Genomic DNA, 19522 nt, shown 5'->3' with positions numbered 1-19522 from the left:
GCGGATTCCGGTCCGATGTGGACGATCCGGTTGCCGTGCACGCTCCCCCGGCCGGTTCCCGGTGCGGCTAGCCTGACGTCCGTGACCGTCGAGCTGACCCTGCTGTCCCGGGTCTCCTTCCGCGGCCGGGAGCTCACCGGCGCCCGGCCGGGCGCGCTGCTGGCGCTGCTCGCCGGCAGCCTGCGCGGCGGGTGCGGTGCGGACCGGCTGGTGGCCGAGCTGTGGCCGGGCGAGCGGCCCGAGCACCCGGCCAAGGCGTTGCAGATCCTGGTGTCGCGGACCCGGGCGCGGCTCGGCCCGGACGTCATCGTCACCACTCCCACCGGTTACCGCCTCTCCCTGCGCGAAGAACAGGTCGACGTCTCGGCCGTGCAGCTCCACGCGGCGGCGAGCACGCAGGCCGCCCGCGAGGGCGACCACGCGGGTTCCCTCGGACACGCCGAAGCCGGGCTCGCGTGGTACGACGGGCCTGCGGACACCGCCCTCGACGACCCGCTGTCCACCCTGCGGGCCGCCGGCGCCACGACGTACCGGAGCCTGACCCGCTCGCGGGCGCTCGCCCTGGCCCGGCTCGGCCGGTACGCCGAGGCCGCCGGCCCCCTCGGCGACGTCCGGCAGGACCGGCCGGCGGACGAGGAAGTCCTGCTGGAGCTGCTGCGCTGCGACGCCGTGACCACCAGCCCGGCCGCGGCCCTGAACCGGTACGAGGACTACCGGCGGACCCTGCGCGACGACCTGGGCAGCGACCCCGGACCCGCACTCCAGGCGCTGTACCGCGAGCTGCTGCTCGGCGACGCTCCCGCGCAGCGGCACGGCGTCCGCCACGAACCGAACCCGCTGCTGGGCCGCGACCAGGACATCGCCGCGGTGACCGCGCTGCTGCGCGCCTCCCGGGTCGTGTCGATCACCGGCCCCGGCGGCCTGGGCAAGACCCGGCTCGCGCACGCCATCGGCCGGCAGCCCGGCCGGCGAGTCGTGCACTTCATCGAACTGGCCGCCCTCACCGCGGACGACGACGTCGCGGGAGCGGTCGCGGCCGGGTTCGGCGTGAGCGGCGCCGCGGTGCTCGCCGGCGTCGTCGAAGCGCTCGGGACCGACCCCGTACTGCTGGTGCTGGACAACTGCGAGCACGTCGTGCGCGGCGCGGCGGACCTGGTGCACGGCCTGGTGTCGCTGAGCGGCACCTTGCGGGTGCTCACCACCAGCCGCGCCCCGCTCGGCCTGTCGGCCGAATCGGTCTACCCCCTGCCCGAACTGGACGTCCCGACCGCCGCCGAGCTGTTCACCCAGCGCGCCCGCGCGGCCCGGCCCGGCGCCGACCTGCCGCCGGACGCCGTCCGGGCGCTCTGCGAGCGCTTGGACGGGCTGCCGCTGGCGGTCGAGCTGGCCGCGGCCCGGATCCGGGTCATGTCCGTCGCCGAGATCACCGGCCGGCTGGCGGACCGGTTCGCCGTGCTGCGCGGGACCTCCCGGGACGCCCCCGACCGGCACCGGACGCTGCACGCCGTCATCGACTGGAGCTGGCACCTGCTCGACGGCACCGGGCAAGCCGCCATGCGCGCGCTCTCGGTGTTCCCCGGTGGCTTCACCGCCGACGCCGCCCGCCACGTGCTCGGCGACGATGCCGTACTGGAGCAGCTGGTCGACCAGTCGTTGCTCAAACCGGCCGACGACACGGCGGGCACCCGGTTCCGGATGCTGGAGACCGTGCGCGAGTTCAGCGGCGCGCGTCGCGAGGAGATCGACGGCGAATCCGAGCGAGTCATCGGGGCTTTTCTGGCCTGGGCCCGGGATTTCGGGCTGACGCACCACGATGCGGTCGTCGGTCCCGACCTCGTCCAGGCCGTCGGCCGGATCCGCGTCGAAGAGGACAACCTCGCCTCGGCCCTGCACCACGGGCTCGAGCGCGGAGACGGGCCGGCCGTCGCCGCGATCGCCGCGGTCCTCGGGAGCCTGTGGGTCACCGAGTCGAACTTCACGCGGCTCACCGCGCTGGCCGAGGAGACGGCGTGGCCGCTGTCGCACTACCGCCCGGCCCCGGACCTCCTCGAAGCCACCCGCACCGCGACCGTCCTGGGTGCGCTGATCAGCCTGCTCATGCGCACCACGTCGGCCCGCCGCACCCTGGTCACCCTGCGACGGCTGCCCTCCGCGCCGCCGGACGACCCCGTCCGGGCCATCCAGGCGGCGTTGTGCGCCCCGGATGATGCGGCACGGCAACGACTGTGCGACAGCGAACAGCCGGTGCTCGCGGGCATGGCGAACTACATCGCCAGCTACGTCCGGGAAGGCGTCAACGACCTCGAAGGCGCGCTGCGGGCGGCTCGCCGGATGCTCGCGCGGCTCGAGCACGACGGCACGCCGCTGCCGGTGGCACTCGCGCACGCCCGCGTCGGCGAGCTCTGCCTGCAGGTCGATCCCGGCGACGAGGCCCTCCGGCACATCGACGTCGCGCTGTCGCTGCTCGAAGACCTCGGCGCGCGCTCCACCTCCACCCGGGCGCGCTGGGCGAAGGTGCTGGCCAACCTGCAACGCGGCGCGTTCGACGAAGCCGAGCAGGGCCTGCAGCCGGGCGCCGGGGACGACGAGCCGATCGGGTTGCCGATGTTCGACGTCTGCTCCCGCGCCGAGATCCTGCTCAGCCGCGGCGACGTCGACGACGGGCTGCGCCTGTGGCGGCAGGCCGCCGGCCACCTGCGGACGACCCCCGGCACCGGGCTCTGGAAGTGGGAGGTCCAGGCCGTCGCGGTGGTCACCCACGCCCGGTACGACCGCCTGGACCTCATCGCGGACGTCGTCGCGGGCCTGGCCGAACCACTGTCCACAATGGTCACTTCCGCGCCCGTCGTGGAGTTTCCGGCCTGTGGCTCGCTTCTGGTGGCGCTGGCCGTGTCCGACCTCGGCCGCGGGGACACGGCATCGGGTGCGCGGCTGGTCGCGCTCGCCGGGCGGTTCGGACTGCAGCGGTCGTTCCAGCCGACGATGTCGATCGCGCGGCTGCGGGACGTCGCCGGCCAGGCCGACCCGGTGGCGTACGCCGAGGCCGTCTCGACGTACGCCGACCTGGACCACGACGGGCTGCGCGCCGCGGCATCGGCCGAGCTGCACGCCCGGGATCAGCTCGGATCCCGCCTGAACAGCGCCCGCGCCCAGAAGTAACCCGCCAGCGCGAGCCCCACGCACCAGCCGACGGCGAGGAAGCCGTGTCCGGCAACGGGAGTACCGAGCAGCAGGCCGCGCAGGGCGTCGATGATCGGGGTGAACGGCTCGTGCGCCGCGAACCAGCGCACCGCGCCCGACATCGCGTCCGGGGCCACGAACGCACTGCTGAGGAACGGCAGCAGCTGGACCGCGAACGTGAACGGCGCGGTGCCCTCGGCGGTCTTGGCGGCCAGCCCGACCGCGACGCCGAGCCACGTGAGGGCGAGCGTGAGCAGGGTGAGGATCCCGAAGGCACCGAGCCAGCGCAGCGGGTCGCCGCCCGGCCGGAAACCCAGCAGCAGCGCGACCGCGACCACCAGGACGGCGCTGACCAGCGTGCGGACGGTCGAGCCGACGACGTGGCCGGTCAGCACGGACGCGCGGGAGATCGCCATCGTGCGGAAGCGGGCGATGATGCCCGCGGTCATGTCCCGGTTGACCGCCATCGCCGTCGTCGTGGCGCCGTAGCCCACGGTCATCAGGAGGATCCCGGCGACGAGGTAGTCGAGGTAGCCGCGGCCCGGTGCCCCCGTCCCGAGACCCGCGGTCAGCGCGCCGCCGAACACGCCGACGAACAGCAGCAGGAGCACGACCGGCAGCGCGATCGTCATGATCATCGCGCCCGGGTTGCGGAGCGTGTGGCGGAAGTTGCGCCGCACCATGGTCGTCGCGTCGCTCATCGGGCCGATTCCTTCGCGGTGGTGGTGTGGCCGGTGAGGGCGAAGAAGACGTCGTCGAGGTCGGGGGTGTGCACGGACAGCTCTTCCGGTTCGATCCCGGCGTCTTCCAGGCGGTCCAGCACGGCCCGCAGCGCGCGGACCCCGCCGTCGCCCGGCACCTGGAGGGCGACGGTTTCGTCGTCGCGGCGCCCTTCGCCGAACGCCCGCGCGGCCGCGTCGAGGTCGGCGACGTCGCGGAACTGCAGGCGCACGTGGCCGCCGGGAACGCTCCGCTTGAGCTCCTTCGCGGTCCCGGCCGCGACGATCTCGCCGTGGTCGAGGACCGCGATCCGGTCGGCCAGCTCGTCGGCCTCGTCCAGGTACTGCGTGGTGAGGAAGATCGTGACGCCGCCGGCGACCAGCTCCCGGATGATCTGCCACATCGTGCGGCGGCTGCGCGGGTCGAGCCCGGTCGTCGGCTCGTCGAGGAAGATCACGCGCGGGTCGCCCACCAGCGTCATGGCCAGATCGAGGCGACGCCGCATGCCCCCGGAGTACGTCGACGCCGGCCGCCTCGCCGCATCGGCGAGGTCGAAGCGGTCGAGCAGTTCGGCGACCCGACGCCGCCCTTCGACGCGGTCGAGGTGGCGCAGGTCGGCCATCAGGACGAGGTTCTCCTCGCCGGTCAGCAGGTCGTCCACGGCCGAGAACTGGCCGGTGACGCCGATCGCGGCCCGCACCGCGTCCGGCTTCGCGGCGAGGTCGTGCCCGGCGATCCGCGCCTGCCCGCCGTCGGCCCGGATGAGCGTGGAGAGGATCCGCACCGCGGTGGTCTTCCCCGCCCCGTTGGGCCCCAGCAGGGCGAACGTCGTCCCCGCCGGCACGTCCAGATCGATACCGCCGAGCACGACCTGGTCACCGAACGACTTGCGCAGCCCGGTCACCGCGATCGCGGATGCAGCGCTGTCCATGCGCCCCCTTCCGTCGGCGTGGCCGGATCGGCCACGACACGAGGAGGATGCGGGCAGCGGGATTCACGACGGTTTCACCGCGGTTTCAGCAGCAGTGCTCGCCGCGCCAAGCCTCGCGACCTTCCCGCACCGCGACGGCGGCGATCACCAAGGCCACGACCGGATCGGCCCACGACCAGCCGAACAGCGCGTTCACCAGCAGTCCGAGCAGCAGGACGCCGGAGAGGTAGGTGCACAGCAGCGTCTGCTTCGAGTCCGCGACCGCGCTCGCCGAACCCAGCTCCCGCCCGGCCCGGCGTTGCGCGTGGGACAGGAACGGCATCACCAGCAACGACACCGCCGCCAGCACGATCCCCGCCGTGGAATGCCCGGCCGGCTCCGCGCCGAACAAGGAGCGCACCGACTCGACCGTGACGTACGCGGCCAATGCGAAGAACGACGCCGCGATCACCTTCAACGCCGTCCGTTCGCGCGCCTGCGGATCCGCGCCGGAGAACTGCCAGGCCACGGCCGAGGCGGAGGCGACCTCGATGACCGAATCGAGCCCGAACCCGATCAGCGCCGTCGACGACGCCACCGAGCCGGCCGAGATCGCGATGACCGCCTCGGCCACGTTGTAGCCGATCGTGGCGGCCACCAGCAGCCGCACCCGGCGTGACAGCACCGCCCGGCGGTCCGCGTCCACCTGCGGCGCGGGTTCGGCGGCGCAGCATCCGTCGGTGCAGCCGCCTTGTTCGATCGGCAGCAGCTCGACGCGCGGTTCGGCGTCGCCGCTCATGCCTTCACCGGCTCGTGGTCGTCCACGCAGGGCTGCTCGGGATCGACCGCGAGCACCAGCTGAACCAGCTCGCGGAGCGCGCGAGCCAGGTGCTCGTCCGCCAGTCCGTAGTGGACCTGACGCCCCTGGTAGGTCGCGACGACCAGGCCGCACCCGCGCAAGCAGGCCAGGTGGTTCGAGACGTTGGAGCGGCTCAGGCCCAGCTCCTTGGCGAGCTGACCGGGGTAGTTCGCCCCGTCCAGCAGGGAAACGAGGATCTTGCACCGCGTCGGGTCGGCCAGCGCGCGCCCCAGCCGGGCCAGCGCCGCTCCCCGCGTCTCACACGTCAGCATGCATCGGACAGTACAGCCACGGCTGACACGACAGCAAGGACGATGATTCCACGCCTCGCCGGCGCACGGGCTCGCCGATCGTGCTCAGCCGCGGATCAGCTCGGTGGAGACGGTCCACAGGCGCTTCGCGGCGGCGGGGTCGAGCGCCCATTCCTTCACGCCGTGCGGGTGGTCGGCGAGGGTGGCGTCGTCGGGCACGGTGTACGCCTCTTGGGCGTCGTCGAGGTAGTGCCCGCCCGTGCGGGCGAACTGCGGCGCGACGGCGGCGACGATGGTGGTCGCGGCGCCCTGGCCGAGGGTCTTGTAGGTGAAGGTGCCGGCGGCTTCGGCCGCGTCGAGGGACGCCTTCTGCGCCGGGGTGAAGTTCCGCTGCAGCCCGGTCGCGATGCCGCCGGGGTTGACGGCGTTCGCGAAGATGCCTTCGGCGGCCCAGCGGCGGGTCGCTTCGACGGCGAACAGCGAGTTCGCGGTCTTCGAGCGGGCGTACGCGAGCTGCGGGTCGTAGGCCCGGTGCGCGAAGTGCGGGTCGCCGAAATCGACGTTCGCGCGCATGTGCGCGGTCGAGCTGAGCGAGACGACGCGCGCTTCGCCACGGCCGGCGGCGCCGCGGGCGAGCGCGTCGTGCAGGCCGGTGGCCAGCGCGAAGTGGCCGAGGTGGTTCGTCGCGAACTGCAGCTCCCACCCTTCCGGCGTCCGCTCCAGGCCGCCGGTGACGACACCGGCATTGGCGACGAGCAGGTGCAACGGCCCGTCCCAGCCGCCGGCGAAACGCCTGACCGCCGCCTGATCGGCGAGATCGAGCGCCGCGACGCGCGTCGTGCCGGTGATGGCGTCGGCGACGGCGTGGCCGGCGACCGTGTTCCGGACGGCGAGGGTCACCTCGGCGCCGGCGGCCGCGAGCGCGCGGGCCGTTTCGGCACCGATGCCCGAGGACGCCCCGGTCACGATCGCGCGGATCCCGGCGAGGTCGACGCCCGCCAGCACCTCGTCCGCGGTGCTCGAGGCGGAGAACGGAGTGGTGATGAGTTCGCGTGTGGTCATGGCGCCACTATACGTACTAGACAGTTATTGTATAGTTCGTTCGCGAGTCGTAGGATCGGCGCATGGTCGCGCCCGAGACGTCGAACGTCGGTACCGCAGGACGTCGGGACGCGGTGCTCGAGTCGGCGCTGCTCACCTTCGCCCGCCACGGCTACCGCAAGACCTCCATGGAGGAGCTGGCGCGCACGGCCCGGATCTCCCGGCCAGGCCTGTACTTCTTGTTCGAGTCGAAGGAAACGCTGTTCCGGGCCGCGTTCACCCGGGCACTGGACCAGGACCTCGCCGCGGCGGAGGCACTCCTCGCCGCCACGGACCGGCCGCTGCGCGAGCGGCTGGCCGGCGCGTTCGACCGCTGGGCCGGCCGCTACGTCGGGCCGCTGGGCCGGGACGTCACGAGCGTCATCGAGCAGAACCCGGACCTGCTCGGCGAGATCGTCGAGACCGCCCCGGTCCGCTTCGCGGAACTCGTCACCGACGCGATCGCCGAGACGGCGGGGCGGGCGGCCGCGGTCCCGGTCGCGCAAACGCTGATCAGCGTGTCGATCGGGTTGAAGCACCAGGTCGAGACGCGGGAGGCGTACCTCGCACGCCTCACCACCGCGGTCGGCCTGCTCGTCGGGTGACGGCCCGGCTCACGCCCGGGCGCCGGGCGACAGGTCCGCGGCCGTGGCGGTCACCGCCGCCACGATCCGCGCCAGGCCGTCCTCGGTGAGCCGGAAGCTGGGCACCGACACGTTCACCGCCGCCAGCGGGGTGCCGCGGAAGTCGAGCACGGGGGCCGCGACCGCGGTGAGGCCGATCTCGTACTCCTCCGCCGCGACGACGTGGCCCGCCACCCGCTCCTCGCGCAGCCGCTTCAGCACGGCGGCGACGGTCCGCGGGGCCCGGCGGGTGCCGGGCAGCGCGCCCGGCCGGGCCGCGAGCAGGGCGGTGATCTCGGCGTCGGCCAGGCCGAACAGCAGCGCCCGCCCGCTGGACGTGCAGCTCAGCGGCGTACCGCGGCCGATCCACTCGCGCGCCTGGACACTGCGTCCGGCCTGCTCGCTCAGCACGGTCAGGGCCGCGTCACCCTCCCGGACGGTCAGGTACGCCGCCTCGCCCAGCTCCTGGACCAGCGTGCGCAGCGCCTGGGGCGCGTCCTGCCGGAGCCGGCCGTCTCCGGCCGCGCCGGCGAGCGCGTAGAGCTGCCAGCCGAGGCGGTACTCCAGGGTCTTCGGGTCGCGCTCGGCGAAACCCTCCTCGAGCAGCACCTTCAGCGTCCGCGAGATCTGGGTCTTCTCGGCCGCCAGGGCTTCGGCGACCGCCTGGACCCCGAGCGGGCCCGCACCGAGCATCCGCAGCACGTCGAGGGCCCGGTGCACGCTGGTCAGACTGTCGTTCGCCATCGGCCCAGTGTCCGACGGCCGTGCGCGGAGCGCAACTGCTGTTGTCACCGACGCACGGGCCGACCTAGCGTGACCTCCATGTGCGGAATAGTCGCGTGGTACGCCCCTTCGTCCGAAGCGATCACCTCCGACGTCGTGGCCACCGGCCGGGCCATGCTCACCCGGCTGGCGCACCGCGGCCCCGACGACACCGGCCAGGCCCGGGTCGGCGAGCGCGGCTGGCTCGGCCACAACCGGCTGTCGATCGTGGGGCCCGCCAACGGACGGCAACCGCTCGGCGAAGCCGGGCCGTGGTCGCTGGTCTGCAACGGGGAGATCTACAACGACGCCGAACTGCGCGAAAGCCTGCCCGGCCACCACTTCACCACGGCTTCGGACAGCGAGTCGGCGCTCGCGTTGCTGACTGCCGAAGGGCCGCGCGCGCTCGACCGGCTGGAGGGGATGTGGGCGCTGTGCGCGGCGACCCCGGACGGCCGGTTCGTCGCGGCCCGTGATCGCCTCGGCATCAAGCCCCTCTACTGGGCGCGGGCCGGCGGCCGGTACTACTTCGCGTCCGAGATGCGCGCTTTCCCGGTCACCGTCCAGCACGCGGTGGCAATGTTCCCGCCCGGCTGCTGGTGGACGCCGGAGGACGGCCTGGTCCGGTTCGCCACGGCCGTCACCTTCGCGCCCGTCCAGGACGGCCTCACGGCAGTGGAACTGGAGAGCCGGACGCGCGCCGTGCTCGTCGACTCGGTCCGCCGGCACCTGATGGCCGACGTCGAGGTCGGCGTCTTCCTCTCCGGCGGGCTCGATTCCAGCATCGTCGCCGCCGTCGCCGCGGCCGAGTACGCCCGCGAAGGGCGGCGGCTGAAGACGTTCGCCGTCGGCGTCGAAGGGTCCTCCGACCTGCTCGCCGCCCGGGAGGTCGCGGAATTCCTCGGCACGGAGCACCGCGAAACCGTCTTCGACGCCGCGCAGGCCGTGGCGGCCCTCGACGACGTCGTCGCGTCCGTCGAGTCGTTCGACGCGGGCCTCATCCGCAGCGCGGTGCCGAACTGGTTCCTCGCCGGACTGGCCGCACAGCACGTCAAGGCGGTACTGACCGGCGAAGGCGCGGACGAGCTCTTCGCCGGCTACAGCTACTACCACGAACGTCACCGCGACCCGGCGGCGCTGCACCGCGAGCTGCGGCGCACCATCGAGCAGCTCCACGGGCTCAACCTCCAGCGCTGCGACCGCGTCACGATGGCGCACGGCCTGGAAGCGCGCGTGCCCTTCCTCGACGCCCGCGTGGTCGACCACGCGATGTCCTTGCCGGACAACGTGAAATCCCTCGAAGCCGACGGCCTCGAGAAGGGCCACCTGCGCCGCGCGTTCACCGGCTGGCTCCCCGACCGGCTGCTCTGGCGCCCCAAGCTGGAGTTCGGCACCGGCAGCGGCGCCGCGGACCTGCTGACCCCGTACTGGAACCGGCACATCGGCGACGCCGAGCTGACCAAGCGACGCGACCCGGCCACCCCGGTGCGGTCCAAAGAGGAACTCGCCTACTACCGCGCGTTCCGCCGGGCCCTGCCCGAGGTCCGGCCGGCCGCGGTGCTGACCCGCTTCGCCGTCGCCTGATCCGGCTCCTCGGCGAGCGCCGCGCGAATGGCCGCCGACCACGGAGCCCTCGCTGCGGCTGCAGCTGGGCCGCGACTGCGTCCGGCTCGTGGAGGACAAGCTGGCCACGGTCGCCGGCGAACTCGGCCAGTGGCGCGAACTGGCCACCTCCACTGACTACCGGTGAGCCGAGCCGCGTTCCACTTGATGGACCGGCACTAAACCGGATCACCCCGGCGCGCGTGCACCGGTCGTCAGCACGACCGGACCCGGAGGCACGACCATCAGCAGCGATTTCCAGGCCGACCCCGAGGCGATCAAGAAGCTCGGCGCGCTGGCCGGGCGGGCCGGCGCCGCGGCCGGGCTCTACCGGGCGGCCGCCACCGCCGGGCCGAACGAGTGGGGTGAGGGGCTGCTCGGCCAGCTCGCCGCGCCGCTCGACCGGTGGCAGGAGCTCGCCGTCGCCAACGGGGGCAAGGCCGAGTCCCTCGCGGACTCCTGCGACACCACGCTCGTCGCCGTGGCGAAGCTGTACCGCGAGACCGACCACGAGGCCGCGACGAAGGCCGACGCGGCCTATCCGGACTCGCTGTCCGAACGGGTCGCGCCCGACGACGTCGCCTCCCCCGAAACCGCGGCGTCCTTCACCGACTTCGACAACGCGTCCCGCGACCCGCGCCACCCCGAGCTCGAGTACACCGGGCCGGACAACGCGGGCGAGGACGCGTTCGGCGGCTGGAACATCGAGGTCCAGCGCATCGCCGACGAGATCGCGGGCGGGGCGTCGATCTCCGGGGCGGCGCGGGGGCTGCTGACGAAGCTGGTCGGGATCGACCTGCTGACCGTCGTCGAGAAGCTGGTGGCCGGCGACTGGGACGCGCTGCTGCGGCAGGGCATGGTGTTCGAGGACACCGGGCTCGCGTTCGCCAAGATCAAGCAGAACGTCGACCGCGGGCGTTTCGGCATCCAGGAGCGCTGGACCGGGCACGCCGGCGAAGCCGCGCGCGCCTGGCTGACCGACTACTCCCACGCCTGCGCGGAACACGCCAAGTTCTGCACGGAGGCCGGCCAGAAGATCAAGAACTTCGCCCGCGCGGCCTACGACGCCATGCAGGCACTCGACATCGCGCTCGAAGGGCTGCTCGACGCGTTGCTCGGCAAGGTCCTCAAGCTCGGCAAGGCCCTGGAGCTGTTCCTGCTGGGCATCGCCGGTCTGAGCGACGGCGAGTCCGTGCGCCAGGCGATCGCCGGGATCATGACCGAGGTGACCCCGCTGCGCACCGCCATCGACGCGCTGAACACCCTGGCGCACACGATCGCGTCGATCTCCGAACTGGTGGCGGGCAACGGCGAAATCGCCGCGAAGGCCTGGCCCGGCGAACCGTACAAGCACCCGGGGACGTGACGTGGAGATCTCACCGTGGCGAACGGAACGGGGCCGGCTCGCGCGGCACAACCAGCTGGTGCTGCTGGCTCGCGGCGAGGGCGACTTGGCCGACTTCGCCCGCGACGTCCTGGCGGGCCACGCGAAGCCGGAAGACCTGCTGTACCGCTCGTACCTGTCCGAGGAGACGCTAGAGGCGGCCTACGCGGGCATCGACGAATGGCACGCCCTGCCCGAGGCCGAGCGGCAAGCGGCCCTCGACGGCGCGGAAGCCGGGGTCCGGGAGGAGATCGCGGCCCTGGCGGCGCTCGACCTTTCCGAGCCGGAGAACGACCCGGAAGACGACGACGGATTCCGGAAATCCACCTGGTGATCAGGCCGGCCTTGCCGAAGTCCCGGTCAGCGGCCGTGATCGGGCCTACCCCAGCCGACCGATGTCTGCTCGATCGAGCGCAGGGCATCGGCGGGCGTACGGTCCGTCGCTTCGGCGAGGGCCATGACCGCAGCTGCCGCCAGCGCGGTCAGGTTCAACGCCGCCACCACCGCGTTCTCGCGGACGGCGGCGGCGATGATGTTGTGGACATCCGCGTCCTCGTCGGCGAGTAGGCCGCGACGCCTTCGAGCGCGGCGCGGCGCATGGCTTCCCGGTTCCTTCGTTCGCTGCTCGGCACTTCGCGAGTTTCCTCCTTGGCGCCCTCACCCGCCGCTGACCGGTCGTTCGGCGTGCTCATCAGTCGGCGGACCAGGTGCCCAGGGCGGCGACGGCGGCGTCGACAAGGGCGGCGTCGATCGGGGCGCGCTCGATGGTGCTGCGGTAGTACAGCGGCCCGATGGTCAGGGCGGCGGCGTTTCGGCTGGCCAGCGCCAGGGTGATCTCGCCGCGTGCTTGGGCGTCGTCGAGGGCGGTTGCGAGCCGGTCGGTGAGGATGGCGGCGAACTGTGCGCGGCGGGCGTCCATGGTCTCGTCCCACAGGGCGGTGTTGGCCAGGGTCGTGGACACGGCGCGGACGTCGTCCAGCTCGAGCTGGCGGGCGATCGCGGTCAGCTCCCGTCGCAGCCATTCCCGGGTGGGCGCGGTGGGCTTGTCGAGGAACGGCATCGGGACGGTGGCCATGGCCTCGAGGAGCAGGGGTTCGGCCTGCGGCCAGTGGCGGTAGACCGTGGCGCGGCCCACTCCCGCGCGGTCGGCGACCTGCACGTGCGTCACCGCCGTCGGGCCGCTTTCCAGCAGCAGCTCACGGGCGGCGTTCAAGATCGCTTCACGGCTTCGCACGGATCGCGGGTCTGTCTCACTGGTCACGAGCCGATCCTATGAGACAACTTGACTCGTAGCACGACGAGTGTGCATGATGGTGATATGAGACATCCTGTATCACAGATGACCGTGGCGGTGCTCGGCGCGACCGGGGCCACCGGACGCCACGTGGTGTCCACGGCGCTTCGGCGCGGGCACCACGTGGTCGCGCCGGTCCGCCGGGCGGGAACGTTCGCGCCACACGAAGGGCTTGACGAAGTGAGCTGGCCCGAGGTCACCGACGTCCCGGCCCTCACGCGTGCCCTGCCGGGCACGAGCGTGGTGATCAGCGCACTGGGCGGCGCCGGCACCGGGCCGACGACGGTGTGCACCGAGGGCGTCCGTTCCGCGGTCACCGCGATGAAGGCGGCGGGAGTGGACCGCCTGATCGCCCTCAGCGCGCACGGCGTGCTGGAGACACACGACAAGTCGCCGTACTCCCTGGCCGTCTGGGCGAACGTCGCCGAGCGCATGCGCGACAAGGAGGCGATGGAGCCGCTCATCACCGCCTCCGGCCTGGACTGGACGATCGTGCGGCCGCCGAAGCTGGCGGACCACGACGAGATCGGGAAGTACCGGGCCGGCACCGACCTGCGGATCCGGCTGTGGAGTTCCATCGGCCGCGCCGATCTCGCCGCATTCCTCCTCGACGAGGCCGAAACCCCGCGGTACGCCCACGCCTACCCGCGGATCAGCCGGTGACCGCCGCCATCCCCGACCTGACCGGGAAAGTCGCCGTCGTCACCGGGGCGACCGGCGGCATGGGCCGGATCATCGCCGCCGACCTCGTCCGCGCGGGTGCGCACGTGCTCACCGTCGCCCGCGATCCCGCCCGTGCCCACGCTTTGCGCGCACTCATCGGTGCCCAGGCGGCGAACCGGCTCGACGTCATCCCCGGCGACCTGTCCCGGCGCGCGGACGTCGTGACCGCGGCGAAGACCATCCTGGACCGCCACGACCGGATCCACCTCCTCGTCAACAACGCCGGCGCGCACTTCTCCGAACACCGCGTCTCGGCCGACGGCGTCGAGCTGCACATCGCCCTCGACTACCTCGCCGCCTACGGCCTCACCACCCTGCTGGACGCGCCGCTGCGCCGCGGCCGGGCCCGCGTGGTGAACGTCGCCAGCGACACCCTCAACGACACCCGGCAGATCAAGCTCGCCGGCAAGCCGCGTCCGGCGACCCTCGACCTGACCGGCGTCGACGACCTCGCGGAACTCAATCCCGCAGCCGGGTTCGCGCCGTTCGAGGCCTACGCACGCGCCAAGCTGATGACCGTCACCGCCGGCTACGCCCTCGCCCGCGACCTCGCCGCCGACGGAGTGGCCGTCAACGCCCTGCACCCGGGCATCGTCGCCACCGACATCATCGACGACCTCGTGCCCCCGTTGTTACGCCCCGTGCGCACCCTGATCCGCCGCAGCCTGCTCACCCCCGCCGAAGGAGCGCAAAGCGCCACGCGCATCGCGACCGACCCCACCATGGCCGGTGTCACCGGCCGATACTTCAGCCGTGACACGGAAACGAGCACTCCCCCGGTGTCCCATGACCCCGCCACCCAGCGGAAACTCCTTGCACTGAGCCAGAACCACTTCGCCGGCTGACGACGCGCTCAGATCACCGTGGTGCCGCCGTCGACGACCAGCTCCATGCCGTTGACGTAGCTCGAGTCGTCCGAGGCGAGGAACAACGCGACCGACGCGATCTCTTCGGGGCGGCCCATCTCCCGCCGCGGGATCACGGACTCGAACTGCGCCTTCGCCTCCTCGTCCATCACGTCCGCCAGGATCGGCGTGGCGACCTGGCCGGGGGTCAGCACGTTCACCCGGATCTTCCGGTCCCGCAGCTCGGCCACCCACACCCGGGCGTAGGCGGGCAGCACGGCCTTGCTCGCCGCGTACACACTCCACTCGGGATAGCCCCGCAGCGACGCGTTCGACCCGGTCATGACGATCGAGCCGCCGTCGTTGAGCAGCGGAAGCGCTTTCTGGATCGTGAACAGCGTGCCGCGCGCGTTCAGCGAGAAGGCGGCGTCGAACTGCTCCGGGGTGATCTCGCCGAGCTTGCCCTGCTCGCCCGTCCCGGCGCTCGCCCACACCACGTCGACCGAACCCTTCTCCCGCTTGACCGTCTCGAACAACCGGTCCAGGTCGTCGAGGTCGGCCGAATCACCCTGGACGCCGGTGACGTTCCGGCCGATCAGCTTGACGGCGTCGTCCAGCGCGTCCTTCCGCCGGCCCGAAATGAAGACGTGCGCCCCTTCGTCCACGAACAGCTTCGCACCGGCCAGCGCCATCCCGCTCGTCCCGCCGGTGATCACCGCAACCTTGCCATCGAGCTTTCCCACGACTGCTCCATCCACTCGCTGTGCCGATGTTAAGTACACCGATCTGAGTACCTAACGTAGCGAGCCGGCGGGCCGGACGCAAGCTATGCACACCGAGCGGTACCCAAGTGCGCTAAGCTGGGGATGTGACAGAGGTGGAGAAGGGACCGCGAGGCCTGCGGCGCGGCCGGGGCGCGCGGGAGCGCATCCTCAGCGCGTCACAGCAGCTGTTCCGCGACCAGGGCATCAACGGCACCGGCATGGACCAGCTCTGCGCGGTGGCCGAGGTGTCCAAACGCACGCTGTACCAGCACTTCGCCGGCAAGGACGAGCTGATCGCCGAAGGCCTGCGCCGATTCGACCCCGAGATCCTGCCCGAAGTGTTCGACCGCACCGACCTCACACCTCGCGAACGGCTCCTCGCCGTGTTCGACGTGCACTCGCCCCTGTGCCCCTTCATCGCGGCGGCCGTCGAAATCCCCGACCCGGGTCACCCGGCACGCGTCCACGCCCGCGACTACAAACTGGGCTTCGCCGCCCGGCTCACCGAGGCCGCCCGCGAGGCCGGCGCGTCCAGCCCGGAACAGCTCGGCGAGCAACTGGCACTGCTCCTGGACGGCGCCTCGGCCCGCAGCCGGGTCCTCGACGCCGAGGCGTTCACCACCGCCGCCGCCGTCGCGGCCGTCCTCGTCGACAACGCCATCCCCGCGGCAGCGGTACCGGCCGAGTAGCACAGCCAACGCCGCTCGCCCACGGCGTGTCCATCCAGGCCGTTGTCCCCCGGGAGAGCTACTAGAGCTGGCCCACTCCGGGGTGACGTTCGCGCGGTCCTGCCCTCGCTACCTTCAGCGCCGTCAAATCCATTGAACGCGGAGGGCGAGCACCATGAGGAAGACACGCGGGTCACGGTTCGCGGCGGCTTTGGCGGTGACCACGCTGACCGTTCTCGGCGTGGCGGCGTGCGACAGCGCGGACGACGAAGACAGCCCGGGGCCGCCCGCGGCGCTCGCGTGGGGAGCGTGCCCGGCGCCGGCGCCGGGCACGACCCGGGATCCCCGGCTCACCTGCGCGAAAGTGCAGGTGCCGCTGGATTACAGCCGGCCGGACCGCGCGTCGATCGAGGTCGTCATCTCCCGGCTGGGTGCCGCCGATCCCGCCAAGCGCCACGGCGTCCTGCTGCTGAACCCGGGTGGTCCGGCGCTGCCAGGGCTCGACACACCCGGCGCGATGGCCCCGACGCTGCCGAAACCGGTCCTGGACGGCTACGACCTGATCGGCTTCGACCCGCGCGGCGTCGGGACCAGCACCCCGCAGAGCTGCGGCCTCGAGAACCCCAGCGTCGCCGCCCTCTTCCCCTACCCCGCCGCCGACGGCTCGATCGACGCGAACGTCCAAGCCGCCCGGGCCACGGCCGCCAAGTGTGCTGCCACGGCCGGGGAGAACCTGCGTTACTTCACCACCGCCAACACCGCCCGCGACCTCGACCGCGTCCGGGAAGCCCTGGGCGAAGCCAAGATCTCGTACTGGGGCCAGTCCTACGGCACCTACCTCGGCACCGTCTACAGTGCACTGTTCCCGGACCGCACCGACCGCGTGATCCTCGAAGGCAACGTCGATCCCGCCCACGTGTGGGCCGGCGAAGCGGCGAGCTGGAGCAAGGGCATGGCCGAGCGGTTCCCCGACGCGGCCGCCGTCGCCGCCGCGCAGAACGGCGCCCTCGGGCTCGGCGCCACCCCCGCCGAGGTCACCCGGACCTACCTCGCGCTCGCCGACCGGCTCGACCACCGGCCGGCGCCGGTCCCGGGCACGCCACAGTCGTTGAGCGGGGCGATGCTGCGCGGCGTCACCTACGCGCTGCTCATCCACAACAACACCCTGCCGGTGCTCGCCCAGGTCTGGAAGGCCGCCGGCGACCTGGCCGACGGGCGGGTCACCGACGCCGACGGCGCGGTGCTCAAGCAGGTGTTCGCCGACGGCCCGGCCACCCCGGGCGTCCCCGCGGACAACCAGGCGACCATGTTCCTGGCCCTCACCTGCGGCGACGCCGAGTGGTCCCACGACATCGGCACCTACGCCCGGGCCACCGCCGCCGACCGCTCGGCCTGGCCCCTGACCGCGGGCATGCCGGCGAACATCTGGCCGTGCGCGTTCTGGCCGCAACCGGTCGAGAAGCCGGTCACCGTGACCGGACAGGGCCCGCGCAACACCCTGATCCTGCAGAACCGCCGCGACCACGCCACACCGTGGGACTCCGGACTCGGGCTGCGCCACGCACTGGGCAACCGCGCCGCCTTCGTCGGCGTCGGGAGCGGCGGGCACTACGTCTACCACGAAGGCTCGGCCTGCGCGGACGCCGCCACCGCGGCCTTCCTCGACACCGGCCGGCTGCCGGAGAAGGACCTCGACTGCACCGACGTCACGACGCAGTGATCGGCCCGGCGCGGGCGGCCTGCCTGGACGGAGGCCGCCCGTGCCCTTGACTCTCGACCCACTCGAGATCCCATAGTGGCGGCATGAAAGAGCTTTACGCCATCGGAGTCGTCGCCCGCCGCACCGGCCTGAGCGTGAGCGCGATCAGGTTCTACGCCGACGAAGGCGTCGTCACGCCCACCGCTCTCACCGAGGGCGGCTTCCGGCAGTACGACGTGCACGCCATCGCCCGGCTCGAACTTGTCCGCACCCTGCGCGACCTGGGCGCCGGGCTGGACGACATCCGCCGGGTGCTGACCGCGGAGACCACCCTGCCCGACCTGGCTCGCACGCACCTGCGGCTGGTCGAGGACCAGCTGCGGCAGTTCCGGGCCCGCCGCGCCGTGCTGCGGACCGTCGTGCGGCAACAGACCACGACGGACCAGGTGAGCCTGCTGCACAAGCTCGTGTCGATGTCCGACGACGACCGGGACGCGCTCATCACCCGGTTCTGGGACTTCGTCACCGACGGCTTGGACGTCCATCCCACCTACGTCGACGGGCTGCGCAGCCGGCGCCCGCACCTGCCCGAGGAGCCCTCCACCGAGCAGCTCGAAGCGTGGATCACCCTCGCCGAAATCGTGCAGGACGAAGAGTTCCGCACGGCGGTGCGGGAGTTCTACCACCGCACCTTCGGTACCGCGCGGGGCAAGCTGATGGCGACGCCGGAGATGATGGCCCGCGCCGAGAAGCATCGGCAGCTCCTCATCGAAGCACGGGCCGCACAGCAGTCCGGGGTGCCCGCGGATTCGGCGCGGGCCCGGGACATCGCCGAACGGGTGGCCGCCGACTCGGCCGAGTTCACCGCCACCGTGACCGGGAAGCACGACGTCGAACGGGCCCGCCGCAGCATCACCGAATTCGACCGGAACGGCCAGGGCGCACAGTGGCTGGCCAAGTCGACCGGCCTGAAACTGCTGACCAGGTACCACTCCCTGGTGGCGACGATCAACGGCACGCCCCAGCCGGGCCCGGACCCGGGCAAGGCGGCGGCGCTGCGCGAGTGGCTGGCCGCCGCTCTGCGTTGATCAGCGGAATCCGGACCGAAGTGCCGCCGCCGCAGCTGATTCACGCGCTCGCGGGCGGCCGAGGTCCGTCGCACCGCCTCTTTCCCGGGCGCCGCAACGGGAAGGGCCCGGCATCACTGGGCCCGGGCATGGCCGGCGGAAACCGTGGACCGCGGGTCGGTGTTTTGGTGGCGAGGAGGGCAGAACCGCCACCCGGATGACGTCGCGGAAGCAGGTCCGCCGGACTAGGCTCGGATCCGGAGTCTCAGTGAAACTCTTCGACAGTCACGGTGAACGCGGACCCGAGGGAGCCATCGACGTGGTCGAGACGCACGACATCGTTCGCCCGCCCGCCGAGCTCAGCGCGGCCCTCGCGGCCATCGGCAGCGCGACGGCCAGCGGCGAGCTCAGCCGCATGGGCATCCGCAGCGCGTTCATCCGCGGCCCGGTCTCGGTGACCCCCGGCGTGCGCGTGGCCGGCCCGGCGCTGACACTGCAGTTCCTGCCGAAACGGGAAGACCTCTATCCCGTCGAGGAATACGAAGAACCGGAGAAGCAGCTGCACCGGCACGTCATGTACCACGCCCAGCCCGGCGACATGATCGTCGTCGACGCGCGCGGCGACATGAGCAGCGGGGTGTTCGGCGAGATGATGCTGACCTACTTCAAGGGCCGCGGCGGCGCCGGCGTCGTGGTCGACGGCTGCCTGCGCGACACCGGCGAAGCCAAGCAGCTCGGCCTCGGGCTGTGGATCCGGGGCGCCACACCGAACTTCCACACCCAGACCGGCATCGTCCCGGCCGCCGTCAACGTGCCGGTGGCGTGCGGTGGCACGCTCGTCGAGCCGGGCGACATCGTCGTCGCCGACGACGACGGGGCGGTCGTCGTGCCGGTCAAGCTCGCCCCCGCCCTGGTGGCCCACGCTCAGGAACACGCGGAATGGGAGGAGTTCTCCCGGATCCGGCTGGCCGAGGGCGGCGACCTGCGGCGGTACTACCCGCTGTCGGACGAGGCCCGGCCGGAGTACGAACAGTGGCGCGCCGAACAGGGCCGCGCCTAGTGTCGCGCGTCGCAAGTCCCCTGACGGCCAG

General features: G+C 72.5%; 20 protein-coding genes. 11 read left to right on the top strand and 9 right to left on the bottom strand.

Features of this window, described 5'->3' with window-relative positions; all coding sequences use genetic code 11:
* Nucleotides 1-81: 81 nt before the first annotated feature.
* Nucleotides 82-3159 (top strand): ATP-binding protein, encoded by a 3078-nt coding sequence (locus ACLJQZ_RS27925; RefSeq protein ID WP_410622843.1) that lies wholly within the window; start codon nucleotides 82-84, stop codon nucleotides 3157-3159.
* Here the strand turns inward: ACLJQZ_RS27925 and ACLJQZ_RS27920 are convergent.
* The 5 genes from ACLJQZ_RS27920 to ACLJQZ_RS27900 all read right to left on the bottom strand — a co-directional run bounded on the left by ACLJQZ_RS27920 (nucleotide 3117) and on the right by ACLJQZ_RS27900 (nucleotide 6982).
* Entirely contained in the window at nucleotides 3117-3881 is a 765-nt protein-coding gene (locus ACLJQZ_RS27920) for an ABC transporter permease (RefSeq protein WP_410622842.1), read from the bottom strand. The two genes, ACLJQZ_RS27925 and ACLJQZ_RS27920, sit on opposite strands and share 43 nt — an antisense overlap.
* Nucleotides 3878-4831, bottom strand: a complete 954-nt coding sequence (locus ACLJQZ_RS27915) for an ATP-binding cassette domain-containing protein (RefSeq protein ID WP_410622841.1) — start codon at nucleotides 4829-4831, stop codon at nucleotides 3878-3880. Before ACLJQZ_RS27915 ends, ACLJQZ_RS27920 begins: the two co-directional genes overlap by 4 nt.
* A gap of 85 nt (nucleotides 4832-4916) precedes the next feature.
* Nucleotides 4917-5609 (bottom strand): cation transporter, encoded by a 693-nt coding sequence (locus tag ACLJQZ_RS27910; protein WP_410622840.1) that lies wholly within the window; start codon nucleotides 5607-5609, stop codon nucleotides 4917-4919.
* Complete coding sequence (locus ACLJQZ_RS27905) at nucleotides 5606-5941, bottom strand: metalloregulator ArsR/SmtB family transcription factor (protein WP_326953565.1); 336 nt, start codon at nucleotides 5939-5941, stop codon at nucleotides 5606-5608. Before ACLJQZ_RS27905 ends, ACLJQZ_RS27910 begins: the two co-directional genes overlap by 4 nt.
* 84 nt (nucleotides 5942-6025) lie before the next feature.
* The gene (locus ACLJQZ_RS27900; RefSeq protein ID WP_410622839.1) at nucleotides 6026-6982 is read right to left on the bottom strand and encodes an SDR family NAD(P)-dependent oxidoreductase; all 957 of its coding nucleotides are present in this window, start codon (nucleotides 6980-6982) and stop codon (nucleotides 6026-6028) included.
* Between the two features lie 62 nt (nucleotides 6983-7044).
* Here ACLJQZ_RS27900 and ACLJQZ_RS27895 point away from each other — a divergent pair, with 62 nt between their 5' ends.
* Nucleotides 7045-7605 carry a TetR/AcrR family transcriptional regulator gene (locus tag ACLJQZ_RS27895; RefSeq protein ID WP_410622838.1) on the top strand — a complete coding sequence of 187 codons (561 nt, stop codon included), beginning with the start codon at nucleotides 7045-7047 and terminating at the stop codon, nucleotides 7603-7605.
* Nucleotides 7606-7614: 9 nt separating this feature from the next.
* Here ACLJQZ_RS27895 and ACLJQZ_RS27890 read toward each other — a convergent pair whose 3' ends face one another.
* The gene (locus ACLJQZ_RS27890; RefSeq protein WP_410622837.1) at nucleotides 7615-8367 is read right to left on the bottom strand and encodes an IclR family transcriptional regulator; all 753 of its coding nucleotides are present in this window, start codon (nucleotides 8365-8367) and stop codon (nucleotides 7615-7617) included.
* Nucleotides 8368-8445: 78 nt separating this feature from the next.
* Here ACLJQZ_RS27890 and asnB point away from each other — a divergent pair, with 78 nt between their 5' ends.
* The 3 genes from asnB to ACLJQZ_RS27875 all read left to right on the top strand — a co-directional run bounded on the left by asnB (nucleotide 8446) and on the right by ACLJQZ_RS27875 (nucleotide 11705).
* Complete coding sequence (gene asnB, locus ACLJQZ_RS27885) at nucleotides 8446-9969, top strand: asparagine synthase (glutamine-hydrolyzing) (protein WP_410622836.1); 1524 nt, start codon at nucleotides 8446-8448, stop codon at nucleotides 9967-9969.
* 499 nt (nucleotides 9970-10468) lie between these two features.
* Nucleotides 10469-11353, top strand: coding sequence for a hypothetical protein (locus ACLJQZ_RS27880; protein ID WP_410622835.1), 885 nt, complete (start codon nucleotides 10469-10471; stop codon nucleotides 11351-11353).
* A gap of 1 nt (nucleotide 11354) precedes the next feature.
* A complete protein-coding gene (locus tag ACLJQZ_RS27875; RefSeq protein WP_410622834.1) occupies nucleotides 11355-11705 on the top strand; it encodes a hypothetical protein in 351 nt (116 codons plus the stop codon).
* Nucleotides 11706-11731: 26 nt separating this feature from the next.
* Here ACLJQZ_RS27875 and ACLJQZ_RS27870 read toward each other — a convergent pair whose 3' ends face one another.
* Nucleotides 11732-11863 (bottom strand): hypothetical protein, encoded by a 132-nt coding sequence (locus ACLJQZ_RS27870; RefSeq protein ID WP_410622833.1) that lies wholly within the window; start codon nucleotides 11861-11863, stop codon nucleotides 11732-11734.
* Nucleotides 11864-12062: 199 nt separating this feature from the next.
* A complete protein-coding gene (locus ACLJQZ_RS27865) occupies nucleotides 12063-12632 on the bottom strand; it encodes a TetR/AcrR family transcriptional regulator (protein WP_410622832.1) in 570 nt (189 codons plus the stop codon).
* Nucleotides 12633-12710: 78 nt separating this feature from the next.
* Between ACLJQZ_RS27865 and ACLJQZ_RS27860 the strand changes: the two genes are divergently transcribed.
* Complete coding sequence (locus tag ACLJQZ_RS27860; RefSeq protein ID WP_410622831.1) at nucleotides 12711-13328, top strand: NAD(P)-dependent oxidoreductase; 618 nt, start codon at nucleotides 12711-12713, stop codon at nucleotides 13326-13328.
* Nucleotides 13325-14233, top strand: coding sequence for an SDR family NAD(P)-dependent oxidoreductase (locus ACLJQZ_RS27855; protein WP_410622830.1), 909 nt, complete (start codon nucleotides 13325-13327; stop codon nucleotides 14231-14233). The genes ACLJQZ_RS27860 and ACLJQZ_RS27855 overlap by 4 nt, the downstream gene beginning before the upstream one ends.
* 8 nt (nucleotides 14234-14241) lie before the next feature.
* Here ACLJQZ_RS27855 and ACLJQZ_RS27850 read toward each other — a convergent pair whose 3' ends face one another.
* Entirely contained in the window at nucleotides 14242-14976 is a 735-nt protein-coding gene (locus tag ACLJQZ_RS27850) for an SDR family NAD(P)-dependent oxidoreductase (RefSeq protein WP_410622829.1), read from the bottom strand.
* A 125-nt stretch (nucleotides 14977-15101) separates the two neighbouring features.
* Here ACLJQZ_RS27850 and ACLJQZ_RS27845 point away from each other — a divergent pair, with 125 nt between their 5' ends.
* The 4 genes from ACLJQZ_RS27845 (at nucleotide 15102) to ACLJQZ_RS27830 (ending at nucleotide 19491) form a co-directional block, all read left to right on the top strand.
* Complete coding sequence (locus ACLJQZ_RS27845; RefSeq protein WP_410622828.1) at nucleotides 15102-15686, top strand: TetR/AcrR family transcriptional regulator; 585 nt, start codon at nucleotides 15102-15104, stop codon at nucleotides 15684-15686.
* A gap of 154 nt (nucleotides 15687-15840) precedes the next feature.
* Nucleotides 15841-17385, top strand: coding sequence for an alpha/beta fold hydrolase (locus ACLJQZ_RS27840; protein ID WP_410622827.1), 1545 nt, complete (start codon nucleotides 15841-15843; stop codon nucleotides 17383-17385).
* Nucleotides 17386-17468: 83 nt separating this feature from the next.
* On the top strand, nucleotides 17469-18452 hold the full coding sequence (locus tag ACLJQZ_RS27835) for a MerR family transcriptional regulator (RefSeq protein WP_410622826.1): 984 nt from the start codon (nucleotides 17469-17471) through the stop codon (nucleotides 18450-18452).
* A 298-nt stretch (nucleotides 18453-18750) separates the two neighbouring features.
* Nucleotides 18751-19491 carry a ribonuclease activity regulator RraA gene (locus ACLJQZ_RS27830; protein ID WP_410622825.1) on the top strand — a complete coding sequence of 247 codons (741 nt, stop codon included), beginning with the start codon at nucleotides 18751-18753 and terminating at the stop codon, nucleotides 19489-19491.
* The last annotated feature ends 31 nt before the right edge of the window (nucleotides 19492-19522 follow it).

It is taken from the genome of Amycolatopsis sp. cmx-8-4, from assembly GCF_046548675.1.
Classification (GTDB): domain Bacteria; phylum Actinomycetota; class Actinomycetes; order Mycobacteriales; family Pseudonocardiaceae; genus Amycolatopsis.
Note: the sequence above shows the minus strand (reverse complement) of the source record. Positions and strands in the feature narration are given on the sequence as shown.

Excerpts from the sequence above, each read along its gene's own strand:
- ACLJQZ_RS27920 (WP_410622842.1), bottom strand. The coding sequence starts at position 3,881 with ATGAGCGACGCGACGACCATGGTGCGGCGCAACTTCCGCCACACGCTC.
- ACLJQZ_RS27915 (WP_410622841.1), bottom strand. The coding sequence starts at position 4,831 with ATGGACAGCGCTGCATCCGCGATCGCGGTGACCGGGCTGCGCAAGTCG.
- ACLJQZ_RS27910 (WP_410622840.1), bottom strand. The coding sequence starts at position 5,609 with ATGAGCGGCGACGCCGAACCGCGCGTCGAGCTGCTGCCGATCGAACAA.
- ACLJQZ_RS27905 (WP_326953565.1), bottom strand. The coding sequence starts at position 5,941 with ATGCTGACGTGTGAGACGCGGGGAGCGGCGCTGGCCCGGCTGGGGCGC.
- ACLJQZ_RS27900 (WP_410622839.1), bottom strand. The coding sequence starts at position 6,982 with ATGACCACACGCGAACTCATCACCACTCCGTTCTCCGCCTCGAGCACC.
- ACLJQZ_RS27895 (WP_410622838.1), top strand. The coding sequence starts at position 7,045 with ATGGTCGCGCCCGAGACGTCGAACGTCGGTACCGCAGGACGTCGGGAC.
- ACLJQZ_RS27890 (WP_410622837.1), bottom strand. The coding sequence starts at position 8,367 with ATGGCGAACGACAGTCTGACCAGCGTGCACCGGGCCCTCGACGTGCTG.
- asnB (WP_410622836.1), top strand. The coding sequence starts at position 8,446 with ATGTGCGGAATAGTCGCGTGGTACGCCCCTTCGTCCGAAGCGATCACC.
- ACLJQZ_RS27860 (WP_410622831.1), top strand. The coding sequence starts at position 12,711 with ATGACCGTGGCGGTGCTCGGCGCGACCGGGGCCACCGGACGCCACGTG.
- ACLJQZ_RS27840 (WP_410622827.1), top strand. The coding sequence starts at position 15,841 with ATGAGGAAGACACGCGGGTCACGGTTCGCGGCGGCTTTGGCGGTGACC.
- ACLJQZ_RS27835 (WP_410622826.1), top strand. The coding sequence starts at position 17,469 with ATGAAAGAGCTTTACGCCATCGGAGTCGTCGCCCGCCGCACCGGCCTG.